Here is a 22,461-nt window from a genome sequence, read left to right on the forward strand (position 1 = left end):
CTGAAGGGTAAAGGCCTTTGTGGGTAATGGCGGTCTCTTATTGGCCTGTGCTTGGTTTAACGCTTCTCATCCGCGCTAGTTTACTGGACGCAGCAAAAATTATCGCAGAGTGATGTAAATACCCGCGAACAACATTATCGCCTCTCGGTATACTTAGCGCCACCCTGATGCGCATTCCAGTGAAGGCGCACCCGAATTCATTTATATTTTGCAAACAATGCGTCGTTTGTTTGCCTTTTCAGAGCATCAATGAACACAGAATCCCCCATCGCTTTGCCAGCCAGGCATGCCGTGCCCGCACACTGGCAAAGCGCGCTGCAAACATGTCTGCGCGCCGGCGAAACGGCAGTGGCCAGCGTCGAGCTCGATCTCGATGACAGCCTGCATTTCGCGCCGGGCATCGTGGTCGTGACCGATCAGCGCCTGCTGGCGAAGACAGCGGGCGATGTCGAATGGAAAACATGGTCTTATCGACAACATCTTGCATTGGCGCATCATGACCATGCTGGCGTCGGCACGCTCGAACTGCACGATGAGATCCGGCGCCTGGCGTGCTGGCGCTACACCCTCGGCCACAATCCCGATGCCCTGCGCGTGATCGACCATTTCGAGCAGCAACGCGATGCGGCGCTGACCGGAACGCCGGTGCAGGAACCGGAACAGGCCATTTGCCCGAGTTGCAAGGCGCCCTTGCCGGCGGACCAGGAAGAATGCCCGATCTGCACGCGCGAAATTCACACGCCGCCGTCGACCTGGACGCTGTTCCGCCTGTGGCGCTTCGCCAGACCGTACCGGGGCCAGTTGCTGGCCGGCTTCCTGCTGACACTCGCATCGACCGCTGCAACGCTGGTCGCCCCCTACCTGTCCATGCCGCTGATGGACAAGGTGCTGATTCCTTACCAGAACGGCCAGCAGATCGATGTCATGCTGGTCGCAAGCTACCTGGCCGGCATGGCCGGCGCCGCGTTGTTCGCGTGGGGCCTCGGCTGGGCGCGCACCTATATCCTTGCGCTGGTATCGGAGCGCATCGGCGCGGACCTGCGCACCGCCACCTACGAGCATCTGCTGCGCCTTTCGCTGGAATATTTCGGCGGCCGGCGCACCGGCGACCTGATGGCGCGCATCGGTTCGGAATCCGACCGCATCTGCGTGTTCCTCTCGCTGCATCTGCTGGATTTCGCGACCGACGTGCTGATGATCGGCATGACCGCGGTGATCCTGGTCTCGATCAATCCCTGGCTGGCGCTGGTGACCTTGCTGCCGCTGCCTTTCATCGCCTGGATGATCCACGTGGTGCGCGACAAGCTGCGGCACGGCTTCGAGAAGATCGACCGGGTGTGGGGCGAAGTGACCAACGTGCTGGCCGATACCATTCCGGGCATCCGCGTGGTCAAGGCGTTCGCGCAGGAAAAGCGCGAGGCGGCGCGTTTTCGTGAAGCCAACAGGCACAACCTGCTGATCAATGACCGCGTCAACAAGGTGTGGTCGCTGTTCTCGCCGACGGTGACCTTCCTCACCGAGATCGGCCTGCTGATCGTGTGGGCGGTTGGCATCTGGCAGGTGTCGAAGGGCGACATCACGGTCGGTGTACTGACTGCCTTCCTCGCCTATATCGGCCGCTTCTACACGCGGCTGGATTCGATGAGCCGCATCGTGTCCGTGACCCAGAAGGCGGCGGCGGGCGCCAAGCGCATTTTCGACATCCTCGACCATGTATCGAGCGTGCCGGAATCGCAAAACCCGGTGCACCTGTCGCGCATCGAAGGGCGTATCGACATCCGCAACATCGGTTTCCGCTATGGCAACCGCGCGGTATTGCGCGGTGTCGATCTGTCCATCAAGCCGGGCGAGATGATCGGCCTGGTGGGGCACAGCGGTTCCGGCAAGAGCACGCTGGTCAACCTGATCTGCCGCTTCTACGATGTGTCGGACGGCGCCATCCTGGTGGACGGCGTCGATATCCGTTCGCTGCCGATCGCGGAGTACCGCCGCCATATCGGCCTGGTGCTGCAGGAACCTTTCCTGTTCTTCGGCACCATCGCCGACAACATCGCCTACGGCAAGCCGGGCGCCACGCGCGCGGAAATCATTGCCGCCGCGCGCGCGGCCAACGCGCATGAATTCATCCTGCGCCTGCCGCATGGCTACGACTCCATGGTGGGCGAGCGCGGCCAGACCCTGTCCGGCGGCGAGCGCCAGCGCATCTCGATCGCACGCGCGCTCTTGATCGATCCGCAATTGCTGATCCTCGACGAAGCCACCTCCTCGGTCGACACCTCGACCGAAAAGGAAATCCAGAAAGCGCTCGACAACCTGGTGCGCGGCCGCACCACGATTGCCATTGCACACCGCCTGTCCACGCTGCGCCAGGCCGACCGACTGGTGGTGCTGGACAAGGGCCAGATCGTCGAAGTCGGCAAGCACGAGGAATTGTTGGCACGCGAAGGCGCGTATTACCGCCTCTACCAGGCGCAGCAGCGCCAGGCGGAGAATGAAGCGCTCGCCGACCTTCAGGATGACATCGCATGAACAAGTTTGAATTGAGCCGCAATGCCTTCGGCAAGCTGGTCCTTGCATCGGAAGAAGGCGTGTTCGAAGGCGTGGTGCCGGTGCGCGCCTTCCCGATTGCCGCGCCAGAATCCGGCATCGCGCTGGTCGATGTGGACGGGCATGAACTCGCCTGGATCGACAGCCTGGACGAGCTGCCGGCAGAGGCGCGCACGCTGCTGGAAGAGGAATTGAAGAACCGCGAATTCCTGCCCGAAATCCGGCAGATCCGGCATGTCTCGACCTTCGCCGTGCCCAGCACCTGGGAAGTCGATACCGACCGCGGCCTCGCCACTTTCGTGCTGAAGGGCGAAGAGGACATCCGCCGCGTCGCCCATGAGACCCTGCTGATCGCAGACAGCCATGGCGTGCAATTCCTGATCCGCGACGTGCAGGCGCTCGACAAGGCCAGCCGCAAATTGCTCGACCGCTTCCTGTAACGCCTTCTGATTGCATCCGCCGACGGCGGATGCATCCCCTTCTTTTCACATGGTTATTCTGCAATGCAGAATAACACCCTCCGAATCCATTGTTTTTTCAACAATCCGTTTTGCGTTTGCGCAATAGCCGCGCATTTCTTCCAGCCCTTAACTGTACTGCGTGCAACAGTTGGTTTACATGCAAGTTGCCAATCGATACACTAAATAAAAACAAAACGATCTTCTGCACTGCAGAACAACGAAAGCGCCGGAAGAAAGACTTGCTGCTCCGCCACGGGCCGGTGGCGCGGTTTCCGACGCACGAAGTCGGCGAGGCCCATACAACTCAACAACGAGGAGACAATAAGTGAACAACACGACTCTACGAGCCGTCGCGCTGGCATTGGGAAGTGCCTTCTGGCTGGCCGGATGCGGTGGCGGCAACGATGCCGAAGAAGCCCGCGCGCAGGATACCCGCAGTTTCACCGCACCGAATTTCGTCACCGCACCGGACTATGAAGCCGACACCAGCGGTGCCGCCAGCTTCAAGGCCCTGGCCGGCACCACGGTGCAAACCGACCGCTGGACCGGCGTGCTGAACGGCGCGGGCTATCGCATCGAAGTCCCGCGCAACTGGAACGGCAGGCTGGTCATGTATGCACACGGCTATGTCGGCACGGTGCCGCAATTGGCCATCACCACGCCCTCGATCCGCCGCTACCTGATCGAAAACGGTTATGCCTGGGCGGCCTCCAGTTACAGCAAGAATTACTACGATGTACGCGCCGGGGTGGAAGACACCAATGCGCTGGCGCTCAATTTCGCCAGCATCGCCGCCTCCAAGGGCCGCACCCTGAGCACGCCGAGCAAGACCTACATCATCGGCCATTCGATGGGCGGCCATATCACGGGCGCGGCGATCGAGGATGAAACCTTCAACACCGCGAAAAACAAGATGCGCTACGACGGCGCGGTGCCGATGTGCGGCGTGATGGGCGATACCGAGCTGTTCGACTATTTCGCCGGCTACCAGCTGGCCGCGCAGACACTGGCCGGCCAGCCGAACTACCCGACGGCGCAATTCGCCGACATCGCCGCCAGCGTGCGCAGCGCGTTGTTCACCACCTTCAGCACGGTGCCGACCGCGCAAGGCGCCAAGCTGGCCGCGATCGTCAAGAACCTGACCGGCGGCGAACGTCCGGTATTCGCACAAGGCTTCGGCAATACCGCCTTGCAGAGCGTGGTCTGGGGCACCTTCGGCAGCGACGGCACGGTGAACGGCATTCTCACCAAGTCGACGCTCGACACCAACCGCTTCACCTACCAGCTCGACAGCGATCCGGCGGTCTCGGCGGAAGAAACCGCGCTGAATGCCTCGATTCCCAAGCTCACCGGAACCGCCGACGCCAACCGCCTGCGCAGCGACGGCCTGCGCTGGATTCCCAAGGTCAATGGCCAGTTCCATATTCCGGTGGTGTCCCTGCATACGCTGGGTGACATGTATGTGCCGTTCAGCATGGAGCAAATCTATCGCCGCCGGGCCGATGCGGCGGGCAACGGCGGATGGCTGGTGCAACGTGCGATTCGCGCGCCGAGCCATTGCGACTTCACGGTGCAGGAACAGGTGGACGCCTTCAGCGCGATGGTGGCGTGGGCGGAATCCGGCGTGAAACCGGCAGGGGACGATGTATTGACGGCGGCAACCGTTGCCAGTCCAACCTACGGCTGCACCTTCACGAAAAACACGGGCGGGTCGGATGACAATCCGACGACGATCAACACGCGCACTGCCATCGCGCCGCAGTTGACGCCCTGTCCGTGATCACGCTGGCGCGGCATGCGTAGAGCGTGCCGCGCTCATCAAACACAAAGCGGCGGGTTCAGGATGAAGTCTTGGGATCCGCCGCCACCAGCACGCTGCACCGGATCTTGTCCACCAACACGGCGTCCATCGATCCGCGCCACCAGCGCATGGCGAAGGTTTTCTGACGAGAATGTCCGACGATCACAAGCTCGATGCCGTGCTTGTTCACGAGGTCGGCGATGACATTCACCGGTTCGCCGACTTCCAGATGCGTCGCGACGTTGAGCCCCGCGTCGGTCAACAGCTTGCGCCCGGCCTGCAGCACTTGTTCCATCGCATCCCTCTCGGCCTGCTCCTCATCCAGCGTGGGAACCGCTGCCACGAATTCCCCCGCCAGCACGATGGGCGAAGGCGCCACCACGGCGAGCAAATGCACTTGCGCGGTGGGTCCGGGCGCAAGAAGTATGCATTCCTGCAGCGCGAGACGGCTTTCCGGGGTGCCGTTGTAGGCGACCAGTATTTTGCGGTACATGCTTGCCTCCTGTTGCTCGATGGGGAACCGGTGTAAATAGCATGATACTGCAGCGCGCTTGTCCGGCAATTCGTTTTTGTCAGGACGTTGATACAACGCGTACGGCTTTCGAGGCGAGGTGAAATCGGCCGCCGTGGTATCGCGGGACGCCGGTTTCTGATTCCAGGTCAAGATTTTTCGACGTCGACACTGTGGGTTGCGAAAAAGAAATAACCGGATCGATATAATGATTTTTTCATTTCCGTCCCTGGCTGCTTCGACGGGCCAGACCACATGCGATGGATGCCAGCAACGCGAGAAGTTTCAACCTTCGCCGGTACTACTCCGTCATCAGCTTCGGCTTTATCGTCGTCATCGCCATTGCGCTTGGCGCAATCAGCCATCATTTCGCCGTCGCCGAACTGCTCTCCCTCAGCGAACAAAAGAACGTCGCGATGGCGACCACCTTCAAGAATTCGCTGTGGCCCGACGTTGCCGAACTGATCCGCCGCTCGCATTCCATGCCGGCCGGCGATCTGAAAACGGCGATCGATATTCCGCTGCTGCGCCAACGCGTCATGTCGCTCATGAGCGGCACCAATGTGGCCAAGATCAAGATCTACAACCTGGATGGATTGACGATCTTTTCGACTGACGACGAACAGATCGGCGAGATGAATCGGAACAACCTGGGTTTTGCGACAGCCGCCGCCGGCCGCATCATCAGTGAGCTGACGTATCGCGACAGCTTCGATGCCTTCGAAGGCGTCATCAAGAATCGCGATCTGGCATCGAGCTACATGCCGGTCCTGGATGACAGGAAGCGCATCGTCGCGGTCTTCGAACTGTATTCCGATGTAACGCCCTTCGTGCAGCAGATGCACAAGGCCCTGGTGATGGTCGTCGCCTCGGTGGTCGGCCTGCTGGCCCTGCTGTATGCCGCGCTGCACTTCGTCGTGGCGCGCGCGCACCGGATCATTCAGGCGCAACGCAACAAGCTTGAAAAGAGCAATGAACTGCTTGACGCCCGCGTGCGCGATCGCACCGCCGCGCTGCTGGAGGCGAACCGCGTCCTGAGCGAAAAAATCATCGAGCGCCGCCGCGCCGAAGAGGAAAGCAAGCGCCTGCTGATCGAGAAGGACGCGATCCTGAACACGATTTCGGAAGGCGTTGCCTTCCTCAAGCAAGGCACGGTGCTGACCTGCAACCGCCGCATGGAGGAATTGTTCGGCTTTGCGCCCGGCGAATTTCTCGGCAAGCGCAGCGATCGCCTCTATGCCGACCGCAATGCCTACCGCGCGCTGGCGCGCGACGCCTATGCCGCGCTGCGCAAGGGCCTGTCGTTCCATCGCGAAACGCAGCTGGTGCGCAAGGACGGCAGCATTTTCTGGGGCGCGCTGACCGGTCATGCGCTGACCTCCGAACGCTTCAAAGGCGGCAGCGTCTGGGTGTTTGCCGACATCAGCGAACGGAAGAAGGCCGAAGAACGGATGCGGCTGGCGACCAAGGTTTTCGAGAACACGCAGGAAGGCGTCATCATCACCGACCGCGACACACAGGTCCTGGCCGTCAACAAGGCATTCACCGAAGTCACCGGCTATCTCGAGGAGGAGGTGCTCGGCAAGACGCCGCGCATGCTGCACTCGGGCCGCCAGGACAAGGGGTTCTACGACGAGATGTGGTCCGCGCTCGATCAGTCGGGCCAGTGGAAAGGCGAAATCTGGAACCGCAGAAAGAGCGGCGAGATCTACCCCGAATGGCTGTCGATCAGTACCGTGCGCAACGACCGCGGCGATGTGTCGCACTACGTGGGCGTGTTCTCCGACATCACGGAAATCAAGCGCTCGCAGGAAAAGGTGAGCTTCCTCGCCTACCACGATCCGCTGACCCAATTGCCGAACCGCCTGCTGTTCAATGACCGCCTGGCGCAGAACATCCAGCGCGCCACTCGCGAAAAAACGATCTTCGCAGTCTATTTCATCGACCTCGACAACTTCAAGAACGTCAACGATTCGCTCGGCCACCACGTGGGCGACCGCCTGTTGCGCGAAGTGGCGCAGCAATTGCAGTCGCAGTTGCGCAAGGCGGATACCATCGGCCGACTGGGCGGCGATGAATTCATCGTGCTCGTCAATGAGGTGGACGGCCCGCGCGGCGCGGCCCTGGTGGCGGAGAAGCTGGCGGCGATCTTCCAGCAACCATTCTCTCTGGAAGGCCATGAACTGTACGTGACGGCGAGCATCGGCATCTGCCTCTATCCGACCGACGGCGGCGATACCAATACGCTGATCAGGAACGCCGACGCGGCCATGTATCGCGCCAAGGGATACGGCAAGAACCAGTTCCATTTCTACGAACAGGAAATGACGGCCTACGCGCTGGAGCGGCTGGAACTGGAATCGGCCTTGCGCAAGGCCATCATCAACGATGAATTCATGCTGTTCTACCAGGCGCAAATCGACCTGCAAACGCATCAGGTGGTGGGCGCCGAGGCGCTGGTGCGCTGGAATCATCCGCAACTCGGTTTGCTGGAGCCGGGCAAGTTCATTCCACTGGCGGAAGACAGCGGCCTGATCACGCATCTGGGCGAGTGGGTGCTGCGCGCCGCATGCCGCCAGATGCGCGACTGGAGAAGCGCCGGATTCGACTTGCCGAAGATCGCGGTCAATCTTTCGGTCAGACAGTTGGAACGCAAGGGTTTCGCCAGGCTGGTCGCGAGCATCCTGCGCGAATACGACCTGCCGGCGTCCATGCTGGAGCTGGAGATCACCGAATCGGTGCTGATGCAGACCGAGGAGGCATTTGAAGTGATCGAAGAGCTCGATGAACTCGGCATTCAATTGTCGGTCGATGATTTCGGCACGGGTTATTCATCGCTCAGCTATCTGAAGCGCCTGCCGGTGCGCAAGCTGAAAATCGACCGTTCCTTCATCACCGATGTGACCGAGGATGGCAACAACGAGGCGATCGTGCGGGCCATGATCGCGATGGCCAAGACGCTGGGCCTGGACGCCGTGGCCGAAGGTGTCGAGAACAAGGCGCAGGTGGATTTCCTGCGCAATGCCGGCTGCGATCATGCGCAGGGCTATCTGTTCGGCCGCCCGGTGACGAGCGAGGCGTTCACCTCTGCCTGGGGCGAAACGACGGTGTGACGGATTGCGGCCAAGGCGGAAGCGTGACACTATTGCTCCGTAGACACGGAGAAGTCGATGACAAACTCCCGTGCACATGACAAAAATACAAACATGGAGACGCCGGAATGCGCCCGCGCACCCGGCCCGCAACAAGCCTGAGGACCGCCCCACATGCTCAAAGTGGTCGTTATCGACGCCAATGCCATCTCGCGCAATCTGCTGACTTCCGTGCTGGTCGACGGCGGCTTCGACGTGGTGGGCGATGCGAGTTCCACTTCGGCAGGACTGGCAGCGATGATCAAGCTGAAACCGCAAATGATCTGCGTGGACATCGGTGCCGTCGACGCGGAAGGACTGGAACGGCTGGATACGCTGCGCGCCGGCCTGCCCAAGGCACTGGTGTTCATGGTGTCGGGGAATTTCGATCCCGCGGCCGTGCAGATCGCGCTGGAGCGCGGCGTGCACGGCTTCATCGTCAAGCCCTTCAAATCGGCCACCGTACTCAACACGATCCGCAAGACCGTCATCAAGGTCGCTCACCAGCACCGCGCCGGCGCTGAGCAAGCGTCGGAGTAAACGCTTACCACCGCACAAGTTTCGTCAAGCCTCCTTCCTTTCTGATTATTTCTGAATCGGAAATAAATCATTGCATCCTTTGCTGTTTTTCAAACAGTCCGATATCGCTACACTGCAGTCATCGATGAGCACACAACACAACGCAGTGCGACTCACGACGGCAGGACCCGACGGCTGCACATACGCCTGAACCGCCGAGCCCGGAGTCATCAATTAATCTGTGGAGAATGAAAATGAATGCGAAAAACCTGATTGCCGCTGTCGCCGTTTTGACCGCCGCCGGATCGGCTCTTGCCGACCAAACCTATCCCTACGTCGATTTCTCCAATCACGCGTCGACCAAGACCCGCGCCGAAGTGATCGCCGAAATGCGAGCTGCGACCCCGGCAGAATTGCAGGCCAAGAACACCGAATACGTCGAATTCAAGACCGCGGCAGTGCCCGGCAAGACCCGCGCCGAAGTACGCGCCGAATTGGAACAAGCGTATGCGTCCGGCCAGGTAGCCGCCGGCAACCAGGAATACGTCGAGTTCACGCATGTGGCGTCCACCCGCAGCCGCGAAGAAGTGCGCAATGAAGCGATCCAGGCCGCGCGCAATGCCCGGGGCAACCGTTCCGGAAGCTGATCGAATGAAGATGCAGGCGAGACGGTTCGCCGGCATGCGGAAGCCGCCGGTAATGGCGCCGTCTTCCCTGTAAAGCGTCTCCTCCACTCCCTCCAAGAGTTGGATTTACGCCCGCGAACCCCAAAGTTCGCGGGCTTTTTTATTGCTCGCGCAGATTCGGTGCAAATTCAGGAAAGACTCAGGCTGCTGTCGGCGAACTGGCGAGCCAGGTCAGCGGCGGCCATCGGCCTTCCGAGCAGGAAGCCCTGCTCCATGTCGCAACCAGCGGCCCGCAGAAAATCGGCCTGCTCGGTGTTTTCCACGCCCTCCGCCACCACCTTCAGCCGCATCTTGTGCGCGATCGCAATGATCGCTTCGGTAATCGCGACGTCGTCGGCATCATGCGGGATGCCCTTCACGAAACCGCGATCGATTTTCAGGCTGTCGAGCGGGTATTGCTTGAGGCTGGCCAGCGACGAGTAGCCGGTGCCGAAATCATCGATGGAGATGGCCACGCCCATGTCGCGAATATGGTCGAGCAGCAGCACCGCTTCGGGCGGATTGTTCATGATGGTGCTTTCGGTGATCTCCAGCTCCAGCATGGCCGGCGGCAGTCCGCTGCGTTCGAGCGCGCTGCGGATGGTGTCGAGCAGGTCGCCGGAAGAGAACTGCTTGGCTGACAGATTGACCGCGATGTGACCAATGCGCCAGCCGGCGTCCAGCCACGCCTTGGCCTGGCGGCAGGCTTCCTGCAAGACCCAGGCGCCGATCGGCACGATCAGGCCGTTTTGCTCGGCCAGCGAGATGAAGGTGCCGGGCAGCACCAGCCCCAGTTCCGGATGGCGCCAGCGGATCAGGGCTTCGACGCCGGCGATCCGCCCGTTGGCCGCGTCGAACTGCGGCTGGTAGTGCAATACGAATTCGCCGCGGTCCAGCGCATGTCGCAGGCTGTTTTCGAGCAGCAGCTGCTCGAAGGCGCGCGTGTTCATGTCGCTGGTAAAGAACTGGTAGGTGTTGCGGCCGCGCTGCTTGGCGCGGTACATCGCGACGTCGGCATTCTTCAGCAGGGTAGCCGCGTCATGGCCATCCGCCGGGAAACAGGCGATGCCGATGCTGGCGGTGACGAACATTTCCTGGCCGTCGATCGTGAATGGCTGCGCCATGCCGGCGATCACGCGTTCCGCCAGTTCGCCGGCTGCCGTGGAGGACGGCGGGTCATCCATCAGCACCGTGAATTCATCGCCGCCCAGGCGCGCCGCGATGTCGCCTTCCTTGAGCTGGCGGCGCAAGCGGTCGGCGGCCGCGACCAGCAGCTGATCGCCCGCCAGGTGGCCCAGCGTATCGTTGACTGTCTTGAAGCGGTCGAGATCGATGAACAGCAGTGAAATCTGGCGGTCGGCGATGCGCGCGCCTTCGATCTGCTGCGCGAACTTCGCCATCATTCCCGTCCTGTTGAGCATGCCGGTCAGGCTGTCGTGGCTGGCGAGGAATTGCAGGCGCGTTTCGACTTCCTTGCGACTGGTATTGTCCGTGAACACGCCGACGTAGTTGGTGATCTTCTTTTCCACGTCGCGCACGGTCGAGATCGACAGCCAGGCCGGATACCAGTCGCCGCTCTTTCGACGGTCGAGCATTTCGCCCTGCCAATGCCCGTCGCGCGCAAGATGCGACAGCATGTCGTGGTTCACCTCGGCGCCGTGCCCGGTCATCATGCGCGAAAACTTGCCGGTCGCCTCGGGCGCACTGTAGCCGGTGATGCGGGTGAAGGCCGGGTTGACCGCCTCGATGCGGCATTCGGCGTCGGTGATGACGATGCCTTCGCTGGCCGAATCGAACACGCGGTTGGCGAGGCGTGACTGCTGTTCAAAGGCGACCTGCTGGCTGACATCGAGCGCAACGCCCATGATGGCCGGGCGGCCTTCGTATTCGCACACGCTGCCGTGCACGTCGGCCCAGCCGATGCTGCCGTCGCGGCGCACCGCGCGGTAGGTGTAGCGCAAACTGGTCACTTCGCCGGAGAGACGGCGCCGGTGGTTTTCCTGCAGGATGGGCAGGTCGTCCGGATGGGTAAGCGCGGCGACCGGCGTGCCGACCATTTGTTCCGGCGAGTCATAACCGAGGAATTCCGCGGACTTGCTGTTGGCGTAGGCGATTTTGCCGTCCTGCACCACATACAGGCCGACCAGCGATTGCTCGACGAAGTTGCGGAACTTGCGTTCGGACTCACGCAAGGCATGGTCGGTTTCCGGCAGCGGTCTGGCAACCACGAAATAGATCAGCGCGCACAGTCCTGCGGCAAGCGCGGCGACCAGCCAATGCGGCAGCGAGGCCGCGATCAATGTCCCGGCTGCGGCCGCAAGACCGACGGCCAGCCCGACGCGTTGCCGCGGCATTTTCTTCATTCGCTTGTTCAGTTCGGACGGCCATTCCATCGATTCAACCATCCGTCGGTGGATATGCGGTGCGAACGGCGCGTTGCCTTCTGCGCACAGGAAAGCAAGCGTTGGCTTGGTAGAACATGCTGGATTGCCTATTGGATACACATTGCGACCATGGTATCGGTGCGATTGAATGGCAGCAACAGAATTACCGTTCTAATCGCCTTGAAAAATGGCGAAATGACAATGCAGGAAGTAAATCGGGCAATCGCGTCAAGCAAAGCCTGTTTCAGATCAATTTATTGCCTCACAGCAAGTTTTTTCAAATCGGCGTAGTATCTGTTTCTGCCATGCCAGGCCGCCGGCACTTTCGCGCAGGTGGCACCAGTCAGCGTCGACGACATGAAGGGATATGTCGTCGCCCATGGCGTCAACGCCAAACTGAACGGCAAGGATGTCAGCGAATTAAAGGATACCGACAACAAGCCGTTCACTTAAAGGAGATTCTGGCGAAAGCCGGGAGCATCAGCCGCGGATGGATGGATTACAAGTGGGTGAATCCGGTATCCAAGGAAATCCGGCAGAAATCCGCCTGTCTGGAGAAGGCGGAGGATGTGGTGATCGCCACGGGTTTCTACAAGAAGCAGGATAGACCGGCGGTTTCCGGAAATGCCGGGAAATGCCGGAAACCGCCAGCGAAGGAGATAGCGTGAACAGCCGCGCAGGAGACAACGAGCGCAATGAGCGTGACAGCGCGATTGAAGCGCTGCGCGCGAGCGAGGAAAAATATCGCGACATTCTCGAATCGATCGAGGATGCCTACTATGAAGTCGACCTGAAGGGCAATGTGGTCCGCTGCAACAGCGCCTTTTGCCGCATGCTCGGCTATTCGGCGGAGGAACTGATCGGTCTCAACAACCGCAGCTTCCAGACGCCCGAGGTTGCCGCCAGCGTGTATACCACCTTCAACGAGGTATTTCGCACCGGTACGCCTGCACACAGTTTTGACTGGGCAATGATCCGCAAGGATGGCAGCACCGTGGTGGGCGAAGGCTCGGTGCATCTGGTGCGAGACCTGCAGGGAGAAGCGGCCGGATTTCGCGGCATGCTGCGCGACGTGACCCAGCGCCGCAGGACCGAACAGGCGCTGCGGGAAAGCGAGGCGAAATACCGCGGCATCCTCGACACCATCGAAGACGCCTACTACGAAGTCGACCTGCATGGCGATATCGTGCTGTGCAACAGCGCCTTCTGCCGCATGCTCGGCTATAGCGCCGAGGAACTCATCGGCCAGAACAACCGCCGCTTTCAGCAGCCGGAGGCAGCAGCCAGCGTCTTTGCAACCTTCAACCAGGTCTATCGCACTGGCGTGCCGGCACACAGCTTCGACTGGCAGATGATCCGCAAGGACCGCAGGACCATCACCGGCGAAGGCTCGGTCCAACTGGTGCGCGATCTCGACGGCAAGGCGGTCGGATTTCGCGGCATCCTGCGCGATGTAACCGAACGCAGGAACATGGAGCAGGCATTGCGCGAGAGCGAAGCGCGCTTCCGTGCGCTGACCAACCTGTCCTCCGACTGGTACTGGGAACAGGATAGCGAGTTTCGCTACACCCGCATGGAAAGCCGGCGAGCCGGTGCTGGTTCGATCCAGAATTCCTTCCTCGGCAAACGTCCATGGGAAACCGAACTGGAGATCGAGGGCTTCGGCGGATGGCAGACCCATCGCGACCTGCTGGCCGCGCACCAGTCCTTCCGCGACATTATCATGCACCGCCTGCTCGCCGACGGCCGGCCGTATTACATCAGCGTCAGCGCGGAACCGGTGTTCGACGCCAGCGGCACGTTCGCCGGCTATCGCGGCGTATCGCGCGAGATCACCGAGCAGAAGATCGCGGAAGAACGCATCCAGCACCTCGCCACGCACGACAGCCTGACCGGCCTTCCCAATCGCGTGATGTTCAGCCATCTGGTCGCCAATGCGATCGCCTCGGCGCAGCGCTACCAGCGCAATTGCGCGGTGCTGTTCATCGACCTCGACCGCTTCAAGTTCATCAACGACTCGCTCGGCCATGAAGCCGGCGACCAGCTGCTCAAGGAAATCAGCAAGCGTTTCAAGAAGGCGCTGCGTGCCAGCGACGTGGTCGCGCGTCTTGGCGGCGACGAGTTCGTGGTGCTGATCCAGGACTTGCAGCAAGAGACCCAGGCGGCGACGGTCGCGCGCAAGCTCCTGTCGGCGACACTCAAACCGATCACGCTGGGCGGGCGCGACTGCCACATCACGGCCAGCATTGGCGTTGCCATGTATCCGCAGGATGGCGGCGACGAACAGTCGCTGATGAAGAATGCCGACATTGCGATGTACTACGCCAAGGATGAAGGCAAGAACAACTACCAGTTCTATTCGAAGGACATCCGCGCCCAGTCATTGGAACGCCTGGCGCTGGAGACCAATCTGCGGCAGGCGCTGGAACGCGAGGAGTTCACCCTGCACTACCAGGCCAAGCGCGAACTCGAGAAGGGCCGCATCACCGGCGTCGAGGCGCTGCTGCGCTGGGACAATGCGGAGCTCGGCCCCGTCTCCCCGGCACGTTTCATCCCGATCGCGGAAGACACCGGCCTGATCATCCCGATCGGCAAGTGGGTGCTGCGGACCGCCTGCGAACAGAACGTCGCGTGGCAGCGCATGGGCCTGCCGCCGATCCACATGGCGGTCAACCTCTCCGCCCGCCAGTTCACCGACGAGCGCCTGGTGCAGGACATCGCTGCGATTCTGCAGGAAACCGGCATGGCGCCGAACCTGCTCGAACTCGAAATCACCGAAGGCATGGTCATTCAGAATCCTGAGCATGCGCTGCGCCTGCTGCGCGAGATCAAGGAGATGGGCGTGCGCCTGGCGATCGATGATTTCGGCACCGGCTATTCCTCGCTCGGCCAGTTGAAGAACTTCCCCATCGACACGCTCAAGGTCGATCGCTCCTTCATTCGCGACATCGCCACCAATGCGGAAGACAAGGCGCTGACCGAAGCCATCATCGCCATGGGCAAGACGCTCCAGCTGACGGTGGTAGCGGAAGGCGTGGAAACGCAGGAACAGGAAAACTTCCTGCGCGAACATGCCTGCGACGAGATGCAGGGTTACCTGTTCAGCAAGCCGGTGCCGGCGGGCGAGTTCGTCACGCTGATGACTGCGCACCTGCAACTGACAATTCTCTAATCACGCATCCGCAGCGCTATACTCGTTCCTTCCCTCGCCTTTTCAACGCGCGCATGTCATGGCCACCATCGATTCGGTAAAGACGCTGCTGCTCCGGTTCCGCGACGAGCGGAACTGGAAACAGTTTCACACGCTGAAGAACCTCATCATCTCGCTCAATCTCGAATCGGCCGAGCTGCTGGAGCTGACACAATGGAAAACGGATGAGGAGCTTTCCTCCCTGCAGAGCGACGACCGCTTCCGGCAGGCGCTGAAGGATGAATGCGCGGACGTGTTCCTGTACCTGCTGCTGATCGCGGAAGAGAGCGGCATCGACCTGCTGCAGGCCGCGCAGGACAAGATCGCCAAGAACGCGCAGCGCTACCCGGTCGATCAATCGTACGGCTCGGCGCGCAAGTACACCGAGCTGAAGGCCTTGGCCCGCGGCGAAGAGGATGAGCGCTAAGCCTCGCCGCGCAGGGCTGATCGCCCTCTTTCACTAAAAAGCACGCTGCCCCCTTCGGGACAAGGATCGATTGTTCCCGATCAGAGGTTTCGCCGGCCACTTGTTGCGCTGGTGGAACTTTCCTTTCAAGCACAAAAATTACTCCGCGAAAACTCCCCGCGTCGTGACTTTCAAGGTCATAAGTTTGGCCTGCGAAGCCAAGGTGAAACACGATGTTTATTTTTTGTCTTGGCTTAATCTTAACGCTCTAGTGCATGCACTCTATTGCGCCACCCGATACCGGGTGCGAGGAGACACGCCGGCGGGTCACACCGCCGGCGCCTACGACAAGGTTGAAAAGACCTGAGGAAGAAGCGATGAAAGACAAATACAAGCTGGTTGGTCCCGTCTACGATTGGTTGAGCGCATTCTACAGCGGCAAGTCGATTCATCATTGCAAGGTTGCGATGCTGGACCACTTGAAGCCCGGCGACAAGGTGCTGTTCGCCGGTGTCGGCCATGGCAAGGATGCGGTGCATGCGGCCAAGCTCGGCGCCGAAGTGACCGTGGTCGATCTGTCGGAAACCATGCTGAAGAACTTTCAGCGCAACATGGACAAGGAAGGCATCACCGTCAAGATCCGCCAGGTGCACAGCGACATCATGAAGGTCGAGGAGTATGAGCAGTACGACATGGTGGTCGCGAACTTCTTCCTCAATGTGTTCGATGAAGAAATGATGGTGCGCGTGCTGGAACATCTGATCAAGCTCGGCAAGCCCGGCGCCGACGTCGTGGTCGGCGATTTCTCCTACCCGACCGGGAACATCCTCTCGCGTGCGGTCAAGGTCGCCTACTGGTATGGCGCGGTCCTGTTCTTCTGGGCCTTCGCCGGCAACGCCGTCCACAAGATCTACAACTATCCCGAATGGATGAAGCGGCTCGGCCTGCATATCCGCGAGCAAAGGCATTTCCGCCTGTTGCTGCTGAACTGCTACTGGTCGGTCCTCGGCAAGAAACCTGTCTGATCCGGGCAGGCGGTCCGTCACGTTTTTCTCATCGCATCAGGCGCGAATGCCGCTGTGCGGCGTTCGCAGGCGCAACTCGCATTGTCGCCTGTGCATCCGCTGAAGAATGATCGATCGCTGGCTCCTCTACCTAACATCACGGAGGTCACTTTGTCTGATCAGGCTTTTGCGCTGGATAGGCCGATTAACACCAGCATCGCGCATCTCGACATGGCGCGCCGGGTTGCCTGCCTGAAGCAATTCGGCTCGCATTCGATGGCGTTCTCGACCATGCAGCCGGACATGTCGTATTTCGAGGTGCCCGGCATGGGCTACGTCGCTTACGCGCGGCACTGGGGCATGCGCTTTGCGCTGGCCGATCCGGTCTGCGCGCCACACCACCGCGAGATGCTGCTGGACCGCTTTCTCGCGGAATATCCGAATGCCATGTTCGTGCAGGTCAGCAAGCCGGTGGTCGATCATCTGCACCGTCGCTACGGTTACTACGGCACCCAGTTCGGCAGCGAATCGAAAGTCGATCTGGCGAACTGGTCGCTGCGCGGCGCGAAGAAACAGGTGATCCGCACCGCGATCAACCAGGCGCGCAACCAGGGCATCGAGATCCGCGAAACCGGTTTCAATTCCGACGCGAAGCGGATATCGGAAGCCTGGATTCGCACACGCCGCTGCAAGAACAACGAGATCCGTTTCCTGATCCGCCCGATGCTGATCGATTACCGCGAAGGCACGCGCTACTTCTACGCCTATCACCACAGCGAAGCGGTCGGCTTCGTCTTCTTCGATCCGATCTACCAGAACGGCAAGCTGATCAGCTACGTGCCGAACATTTCGCGCTCCTCGGCCAACTTCAAGCAGGGCCTGTGGTACGCGCTGATGGTGCACGCGATGGAAGTCTTCAAGGCCGAAGGCGTGCCCTACCTCGACCTCGGGCTGGTGCCGCTGATGCTGGCCGACGGCGTCGAGCCGCAGGAATCGCGCCTGCTGCGCAGCACGATGTCGGTGATCCGCGAGCGCATGGATTTTCTGTACAACTTCAAGGGGCTGGAGTTCGCCAAGTCGCGCTTCCAGGGCGTGGTCGAGAAGACCTACTGCTGCCATCGCAACGCCATGCCCGGGCTGGCGATGTTTGCGATGTTCCGCCTGACCCGCATTATCTGAACAAGCTTTGTCCGCAAGGCGGGAGCGGTTTGCATGGTCCCGCCCAGAATGAGAGAAGAAGAAATGAAACGAAACGCGCGCAACCTGAGCGTCTGGACCGCATTGTGCGGCAAGCGTGTCCTGCTGACCGGCACCACCGGATTCCTGGCCAAGGTCGTGCTGGAGAAACTCATCCGCGCCGTTCCCGATATCGATCGCGTGATTCTGCCGATCCGGCGCGGGCGCGGCAGCGACAGTGCGCGCGAGCGATTCGAAAGGGAGATCGCGACCTCGTCGGTATTCGACAAGCTGCGCGCCGAGAATCCGGATTACCTCGAGCGTTTTTTCAACGAGCGGATCGAATGCGTCACTGCCGAAGTGACCGAGCCGAATTTCGGCCTGTCGGCAGGCAAGTTCGTCGAACTCGCCACGCGCGTGGATGTGGTGATCAATGCCGCGGCCAGCGTCGATTTCCGCGAGCCGCTTGATCAGGCACTGGCCATCAACGCGCTGAGCCTGCACCACATCACCTCGCTGGCGCGTGCGGCGGACGTGCCGCTGATCCAGATTTCCACCTGTTACGTGAACGGCTACAACCGCGGCGAGATGCGCGAGCAGATGGTGCATCCCGCGGGCGCGGCGATCACGCGCCATCGCGATGGCTACTATGATGTGGAAGGTCTGATCTGCAAGCTGCAGCACAAGATCGAGCAAGTAAAAGCCAGCTTCACCGAGCCCAAGCTGCGCGACCGCAAGCTGACCGAACTCGGCATCCGCGAAGCAAACCGCTACGGCTGGAACGATACCTACACCTTCACCAAGTGGATGGGCGAACAGCTCGCCATGCGCGGCATGCAGGGTCGCGCGCTGAGCATCGTGCGCCCCGCCATCATCGAGAGCACCTTGCAGGAGCCGAGCGCCGGCTGGGTCGAAGGCGTCAAGGTGGCGGACGCGATCATCCTCGCCTATGCGCGCGGCAAGACGGATTTCTTTCCGGCGAAACCGGATGGCGTCATCGATATCATCCCGGCCGACCTGGTTGCCAATAGCATCATCATGGCGACCGCCGAGGCCCTGATGGAACCGACCCAGCACCGCATCTATCAATGCAGCAGCGGCCTGGGCAATCCGGTGCGGATCGGCGAGGTGATCGGTTTGTTGCAGGAGGAATGCAAGCGCAACTGGCGCAGCTATGATCGCTTGTTCCTGAGCGAGCCGACGCACGATTTCCGCGTGGTCAACCACGCCAGCTTCCATCTGGCGATGGCGGCGATGCACGCCGGGGTGAGCCTGTGGTCGGGTGCGCGCCGCCTGCTCGGGCGCCAGGGCGAATCGCGCTCGCTCGAAAAGTTGCGCACCACGCAGACGCTGGCGGTGACCTTCTCCTTCTACACCCTGCCGCGCTACCGTTTCCACAACACGCGCCTGCTTGCGCTGGCGAAGCGTTTCAGCCCCGAGGAGAAGGCCTTGTTCCCGGTCGACGCGCGGCTGATCAGCTGGCCGGACTACCTGTGCCGCGTCCACATGGCCGGACTCAATCGTTATGCGCTGCGTGGCAAGGGTGCAGCACCGGCAGTGAGCACGGTGGAAGCGACGGTCGACGCTGCATTGCCAGCACCGCAGGCCGTGCCCTGATCAACTTGCTTACGCTTGCGCGGCCGGCAGCATGGAGCCGGTCTCGCGATAGCGTTCGTGCCACGAGAAAGCTTTTTCCAGCACATGCGGCGTGTGGCCGCCGCGCTGATCGGCTTCCGCCACATACTCTTCCAGCATTTCGCGGTAGGGCGAAGGCACGCAATTGCGAACGATGACCTGCGCCCTTTCCCTCGGTGCGAGTCCGCGCAAATCCGCCAGACCCACTTCGGTCACCAGGATATCGACATCGTGCTCGGTATGGTCAACGTGCGTCACCATCGGCACGATGCTGGAAATCCTGCCGCCCTTGGCGATCGACTTGGTGGCGAAGATCGAGAGATAGGCATTGCGCGCGAAGTCGCCCGAGCCGCCGATGCCGTTCATCATGTGCGTGCCCTGCACATGCGTCGAGTTCACGTTGCCGTAGATGTCGGCTTCCAGCGCTGTGTTAAGCGCGATGATGCCCAGGCGCCGGATTACCTCCGGGTGATTGCTCACTTCCTGCGGGCGCAGGACCAAGCGGTCCTTGTAGCGCGCGATGTCGGCGAACACGTGCGCGCTCTTTTGCGGCGACAGGGTGATCGACGATCCGGATGCGAAATCCAGCTTGCCGGCATCGAACAGCTCGAAGGTGGAATCCTGCAGGACTTCCGAATACATGCGCAGGTGCTTGAACGGGCTGTCGATGAAGCCCGACATGACGGCATTGGCGATGGTGCCGATGCCCGCCTGCAGCGGCAACAGGCTTTCCGTCAGCCGCCCGAGCTTCACTTCATTCTCGAAGAACGCGACAAGATGCTTCGCGATCGCCGCCGTCTCGCTGTCGGGCGGCAGCACGGTGGAGGAACTGTCGAGCTTTTCGGTGATGACGATGGCGACAATCTTTTCCGGCGAAATCGGGATGGCGGTGGTGCCGACGCGGTCCTCGACGCCGGTAATCGGAATCGGCTCGCGGTTGGGGCGGGGTTTGGGAATGAAGATGTCGTGCAAGCCTTCGAGTTCGGCCGGCTGCGTCAGGTTGATCTCGACGATCACCTTGTCGGCCAGGATGGCGAAGCTGGCGCTGTTGCCCACCGAGGTTGTCGGGATGATGGCGCCGGTTTCGGTGATGGCCGCAGCTTCGATGATGGCGATGTCGATGGGCGCGATCTGCCGCGTGCGCAGCAATTCCACGGTCTCCGACAAATGATGGTCGACGTACATCACCTCGCCGCGATTGATCGCCGCGCGCAGCACGGGATCGGACTGGAAGGGTATGCGGCGCGCCAGCACGCCTGCTTCGGTCAGCGTGCGATCCACGTCGGCGCCGAGTGAGGCGCCGGTCATCAGCGTGATCTTGAGTTGCTCATGGTGCGCACGCTCGGCCAGCGCGAACGGCACCACCTTGGCATCGCCGGCACGCGTGAAGCCGCTCATGCCGACGGTCATGCCGTCCTTCACCCAGGTGGCTGCGGCGCTGGCAGTCGTGACTTTTTCCCGCAGCTGCGGAAGACGGATGCGGTCATCGTAACGGGTCAGCTTGATCGGATTCAGCAAGATGGTCTCCTTCATGAAATCGGTCGGGAACGGGAAACCGCCGCGCGGCTCAAGCCGGCGCACCGGCATGGCGATGATGTTGCCTTCAGAAGGCGTCGTCGGAGAGAGACTCGCCCCGATGCAAATCACAATGAAAGTCGATGGCGGCCGGCGGGCAGTTTACTAATATGTGAGCGATTAAATCACTAATATGTGAGTGAGTCAATGGGTATAATAGTTCCCTTATCGATCCGCTTTGACGGGCGGCACCGGCGAACAAGGAGGTTTCGTGAAACATCGCATTACATACCGCAACCTGCCCCAGCTCTTCTTGAAGGCGCGCGAGTGCCTGATGTCGCACTTCCGCCCGATTCTCAATCACTTCGGGGTCACCGAGCAGCAATGGCGCATCTTGCGGGTGCTGGACGAACGCGGCCAGCTCGAACCGCGCGAGCTCTGCGACCTGTGCCAGATCCAGAGTCCGAGCATGGCCGGCGTGCTGGCACGCATGGAAGACATGGGCCTGGTGCGCCGCGCGCGCTTGCCGGAAGATCAACGCCGCGTGATGGTGCGATTGGCGCCGAAGGGCGACCGGCTGATCGCGGAGATCGCGCCCCTGATCGACGCTCAATATGACGAGATAGAAAAGACTTTCGGCAAGCCGGCCATCAGCGCGCTGTTCGACTCGCTGGAAGCATTCATCGAGGCCAACGAGAGTCCGGTGCCTGCGGTGGAACTGCCATCCGCCGGCGAGCGCCGCAAGGCCGGCAGGCGCAGCGAAAGATCATAAGTCCAGCTCCTTGTAGTGGCGGAAGATGCCCTCGTTATTGAAGGGGATGCGCCGTTTCGACTTCAGGTAAGCCTTGATTCGCGTGCGCGCCGCGACGCGGTCATGCAGCGCAAGCAGCAGGGGATAGTCGGGCTCCAGACGCCGCATGTTGCGCGGAAACGCAAAGCGCAAACCGGCGAGCATTTGAAACATCGACAGATCAACATAAGTCAGCGTGTCGCCGACCAGCCATGATTCCCCACTCGGATTGCGTGCAAGCACAGTCTCGAAGTAGCCGAGGAATTTCGGCATGCGCGATGCGGTGAACTCCTCCGCCCGCCGCAAGGCTTCCGGCTTCTGCTCGTCGTAGTAAAGACTGGCGGCGATCGGATGGTGCGTGTCATGCACTTCCGACAACATGTCCGCGATGGTGAGCTGCAATTGATGGACCCACAAGCGGCCCGCCTCATCGTCCGGGGCGAGGTCGTGATGCGATCCGAGAAACAGCAGGATATTCGCCGTCTGCGCGATGATTTGTTCGCCCGCCTTCAGGAACGGCGGCGCAAACGGCGGGCAGGAAACCGTTTGGCTTTCCATCAGGCGCATCATGGCCGTCATTCCCATGCCATTGCGCTCCGCGCGCCGCGCGACATCCACATAATCGGCACCCGCTTCTTCCAGGGCAAGGCGAATGAATTCACCGCGACCCTGTATCTCGGGCCAGTAATACAGTTCATAGCGCATGGCCGCTCTCTCGTGCATCTA

The 22,461-nt window shown here is 61.1% G+C and carries 17 protein-coding genes; 13 read left to right on the forward strand and 4 right to left on the reverse strand.

The window, feature by feature from the left end:
• Positions 1-249 precede the first annotated feature (249 nt).
• The 3 genes from E6W33_RS14130 (at position 250) to E6W33_RS14140 (ending at position 4,788) form a co-directional block, all read left to right on the forward strand.
• Entirely contained in the window at positions 250-2,529 is a 2,280-nt protein-coding gene (locus E6W33_RS14130) for an ABC transporter ATP-binding protein (protein ID WP_136417949.1), read from the forward strand.
• A complete protein-coding gene (locus E6W33_RS14135) occupies positions 2,526-2,987 on the forward strand; it encodes a DUF1854 domain-containing protein (protein ID WP_136417950.1) in 462 nt (153 codons plus the stop codon). Before E6W33_RS14130 ends, E6W33_RS14135 begins: the two co-directional genes overlap by 4 nt.
• Before the next feature lie 346 nt (positions 2,988-3,333).
• Positions 3,334-4,788 (forward strand): alpha/beta hydrolase, encoded by a 1,455-nt coding sequence (locus E6W33_RS14140; RefSeq protein WP_136417951.1) that lies wholly within the window; start codon positions 3,334-3,336, stop codon positions 4,786-4,788.
• A gap of 58 nt (positions 4,789-4,846) precedes the next feature.
• On the opposite strand, the gene E6W33_RS14145 is transcribed toward E6W33_RS14140, so the two are convergent.
• The gene (locus E6W33_RS14145; protein WP_136417952.1) at positions 4,847-5,302 is read right to left on the reverse strand and encodes a universal stress protein; all 456 of its coding nucleotides are present in this window, start codon (positions 5,300-5,302) and stop codon (positions 4,847-4,849) included.
• A gap of 278 nt (positions 5,303-5,580) precedes the next feature.
• Here E6W33_RS14145 and E6W33_RS14150 point away from each other — a divergent pair, with 278 nt between their 5' ends.
• The 3 genes from E6W33_RS14150 to E6W33_RS14160 all read left to right on the forward strand — a co-directional run bounded on the left by E6W33_RS14150 (position 5,581) and on the right by E6W33_RS14160 (position 9,617).
• Positions 5,581-8,433: a bifunctional diguanylate cyclase/phosphodiesterase gene (locus E6W33_RS14150; RefSeq protein WP_136417953.1), complete on the forward strand. Its 2,853-nt coding sequence runs from the start codon at positions 5,581-5,583 to the stop codon at positions 8,431-8,433.
• Positions 8,434-8,586: 153 nt separating this feature from the next.
• Positions 8,587-8,991, forward strand: coding sequence for a response regulator (locus tag E6W33_RS14155; RefSeq protein WP_136417954.1), 405 nt, complete (start codon positions 8,587-8,589; stop codon positions 8,989-8,991).
• A 233-nt stretch (positions 8,992-9,224) separates the two neighbouring features.
• A complete protein-coding gene (locus tag E6W33_RS14160; protein ID WP_136417955.1) occupies positions 9,225-9,617 on the forward strand; it encodes a DUF4148 domain-containing protein in 393 nt (130 codons plus the stop codon).
• 167 nt (positions 9,618-9,784) lie between these two features.
• Here the strand turns inward: E6W33_RS14160 and E6W33_RS14165 are convergent, their stop codons facing one another.
• A complete protein-coding gene (locus E6W33_RS14165; protein ID WP_247869644.1) occupies positions 9,785-11,998 on the reverse strand; it encodes an EAL domain-containing protein in 2,214 nt (737 codons plus the stop codon).
• Between the two features lie 131 nt (positions 11,999-12,129).
• Here E6W33_RS14165 and E6W33_RS14170 point away from each other — a divergent pair, with 131 nt between their 5' ends.
• From E6W33_RS14170 to E6W33_RS14195, 6 genes are all read left to right on the forward strand, one after another.
• Positions 12,130-12,687 (forward strand): hypothetical protein, encoded by a 558-nt coding sequence (locus E6W33_RS14170; protein ID WP_136417957.1) that lies wholly within the window; start codon positions 12,130-12,132, stop codon positions 12,685-12,687.
• Positions 12,684-15,191, forward strand: a complete 2,508-nt coding sequence (locus tag E6W33_RS14175) for an EAL domain-containing protein (RefSeq protein WP_168798646.1) — start codon at positions 12,684-12,686, stop codon at positions 15,189-15,191. The genes E6W33_RS14170 and E6W33_RS14175 overlap by 4 nt, the downstream gene beginning before the upstream one ends.
• A gap of 58 nt (positions 15,192-15,249) precedes the next feature.
• Positions 15,250-15,636, forward strand: a complete 387-nt coding sequence (locus E6W33_RS14180) for a nucleotide pyrophosphohydrolase (RefSeq protein WP_136417959.1) — start codon at positions 15,250-15,252, stop codon at positions 15,634-15,636.
• Positions 15,637-15,992: 356 nt separating this feature from the next.
• Complete coding sequence (locus E6W33_RS14185) at positions 15,993-16,640, forward strand: class I SAM-dependent methyltransferase (RefSeq protein WP_136417960.1); 648 nt, start codon at positions 15,993-15,995, stop codon at positions 16,638-16,640.
• Positions 16,641-16,790: 150 nt separating this feature from the next.
• Positions 16,791-17,798, forward strand: a complete 1,008-nt coding sequence (locus E6W33_RS14190) for a DUF2156 domain-containing protein (RefSeq protein ID WP_247869645.1) — start codon at positions 16,791-16,793, stop codon at positions 17,796-17,798.
• 63 nt (positions 17,799-17,861) lie between these two features.
• Positions 17,862-19,412 carry a fatty acyl-CoA reductase gene (locus E6W33_RS14195; RefSeq protein ID WP_211097337.1) on the forward strand — a complete coding sequence of 517 codons (1,551 nt, stop codon included), beginning with the start codon at positions 17,862-17,864 and terminating at the stop codon, positions 19,410-19,412.
• A gap of 9 nt (positions 19,413-19,421) precedes the next feature.
• Here E6W33_RS14195 and E6W33_RS14200 read toward each other — a convergent pair whose 3' ends face one another.
• Positions 19,422-20,963, reverse strand: a complete 1,542-nt coding sequence (locus tag E6W33_RS14200; RefSeq protein WP_136418063.1) for an acetyl-CoA hydrolase/transferase family protein — start codon at positions 20,961-20,963, stop codon at positions 19,422-19,424.
• 253 nt (positions 20,964-21,216) lie between these two features.
• On the opposite strand from E6W33_RS14200, the gene hpaR reads away from it, so the two are divergent.
• Positions 21,217-21,717, forward strand: a complete 501-nt coding sequence (gene hpaR, locus E6W33_RS14205) for a homoprotocatechuate degradation operon regulator HpaR (RefSeq protein ID WP_136417961.1) — start codon at positions 21,217-21,219, stop codon at positions 21,715-21,717.
• Here the strand turns inward: hpaR and E6W33_RS14210 are convergent.
• Positions 21,712-22,440 carry a glutathione S-transferase gene (locus E6W33_RS14210; RefSeq protein ID WP_136417962.1) on the reverse strand — a complete coding sequence of 243 codons (729 nt, stop codon included), beginning with the start codon at positions 22,438-22,440 and terminating at the stop codon, positions 21,712-21,714. The genes hpaR and E6W33_RS14210 overlap by 6 nt on opposite strands.
• Positions 22,441-22,461 lie beyond the last annotated feature (21 nt).

The sequence above is a fragment of the Herbaspirillum sp. ST 5-3 genome, assembly GCF_004804275.1.
GTDB lineage: Bacteria > Pseudomonadota > Gammaproteobacteria > Burkholderiales > Burkholderiaceae_D > Noviherbaspirillum.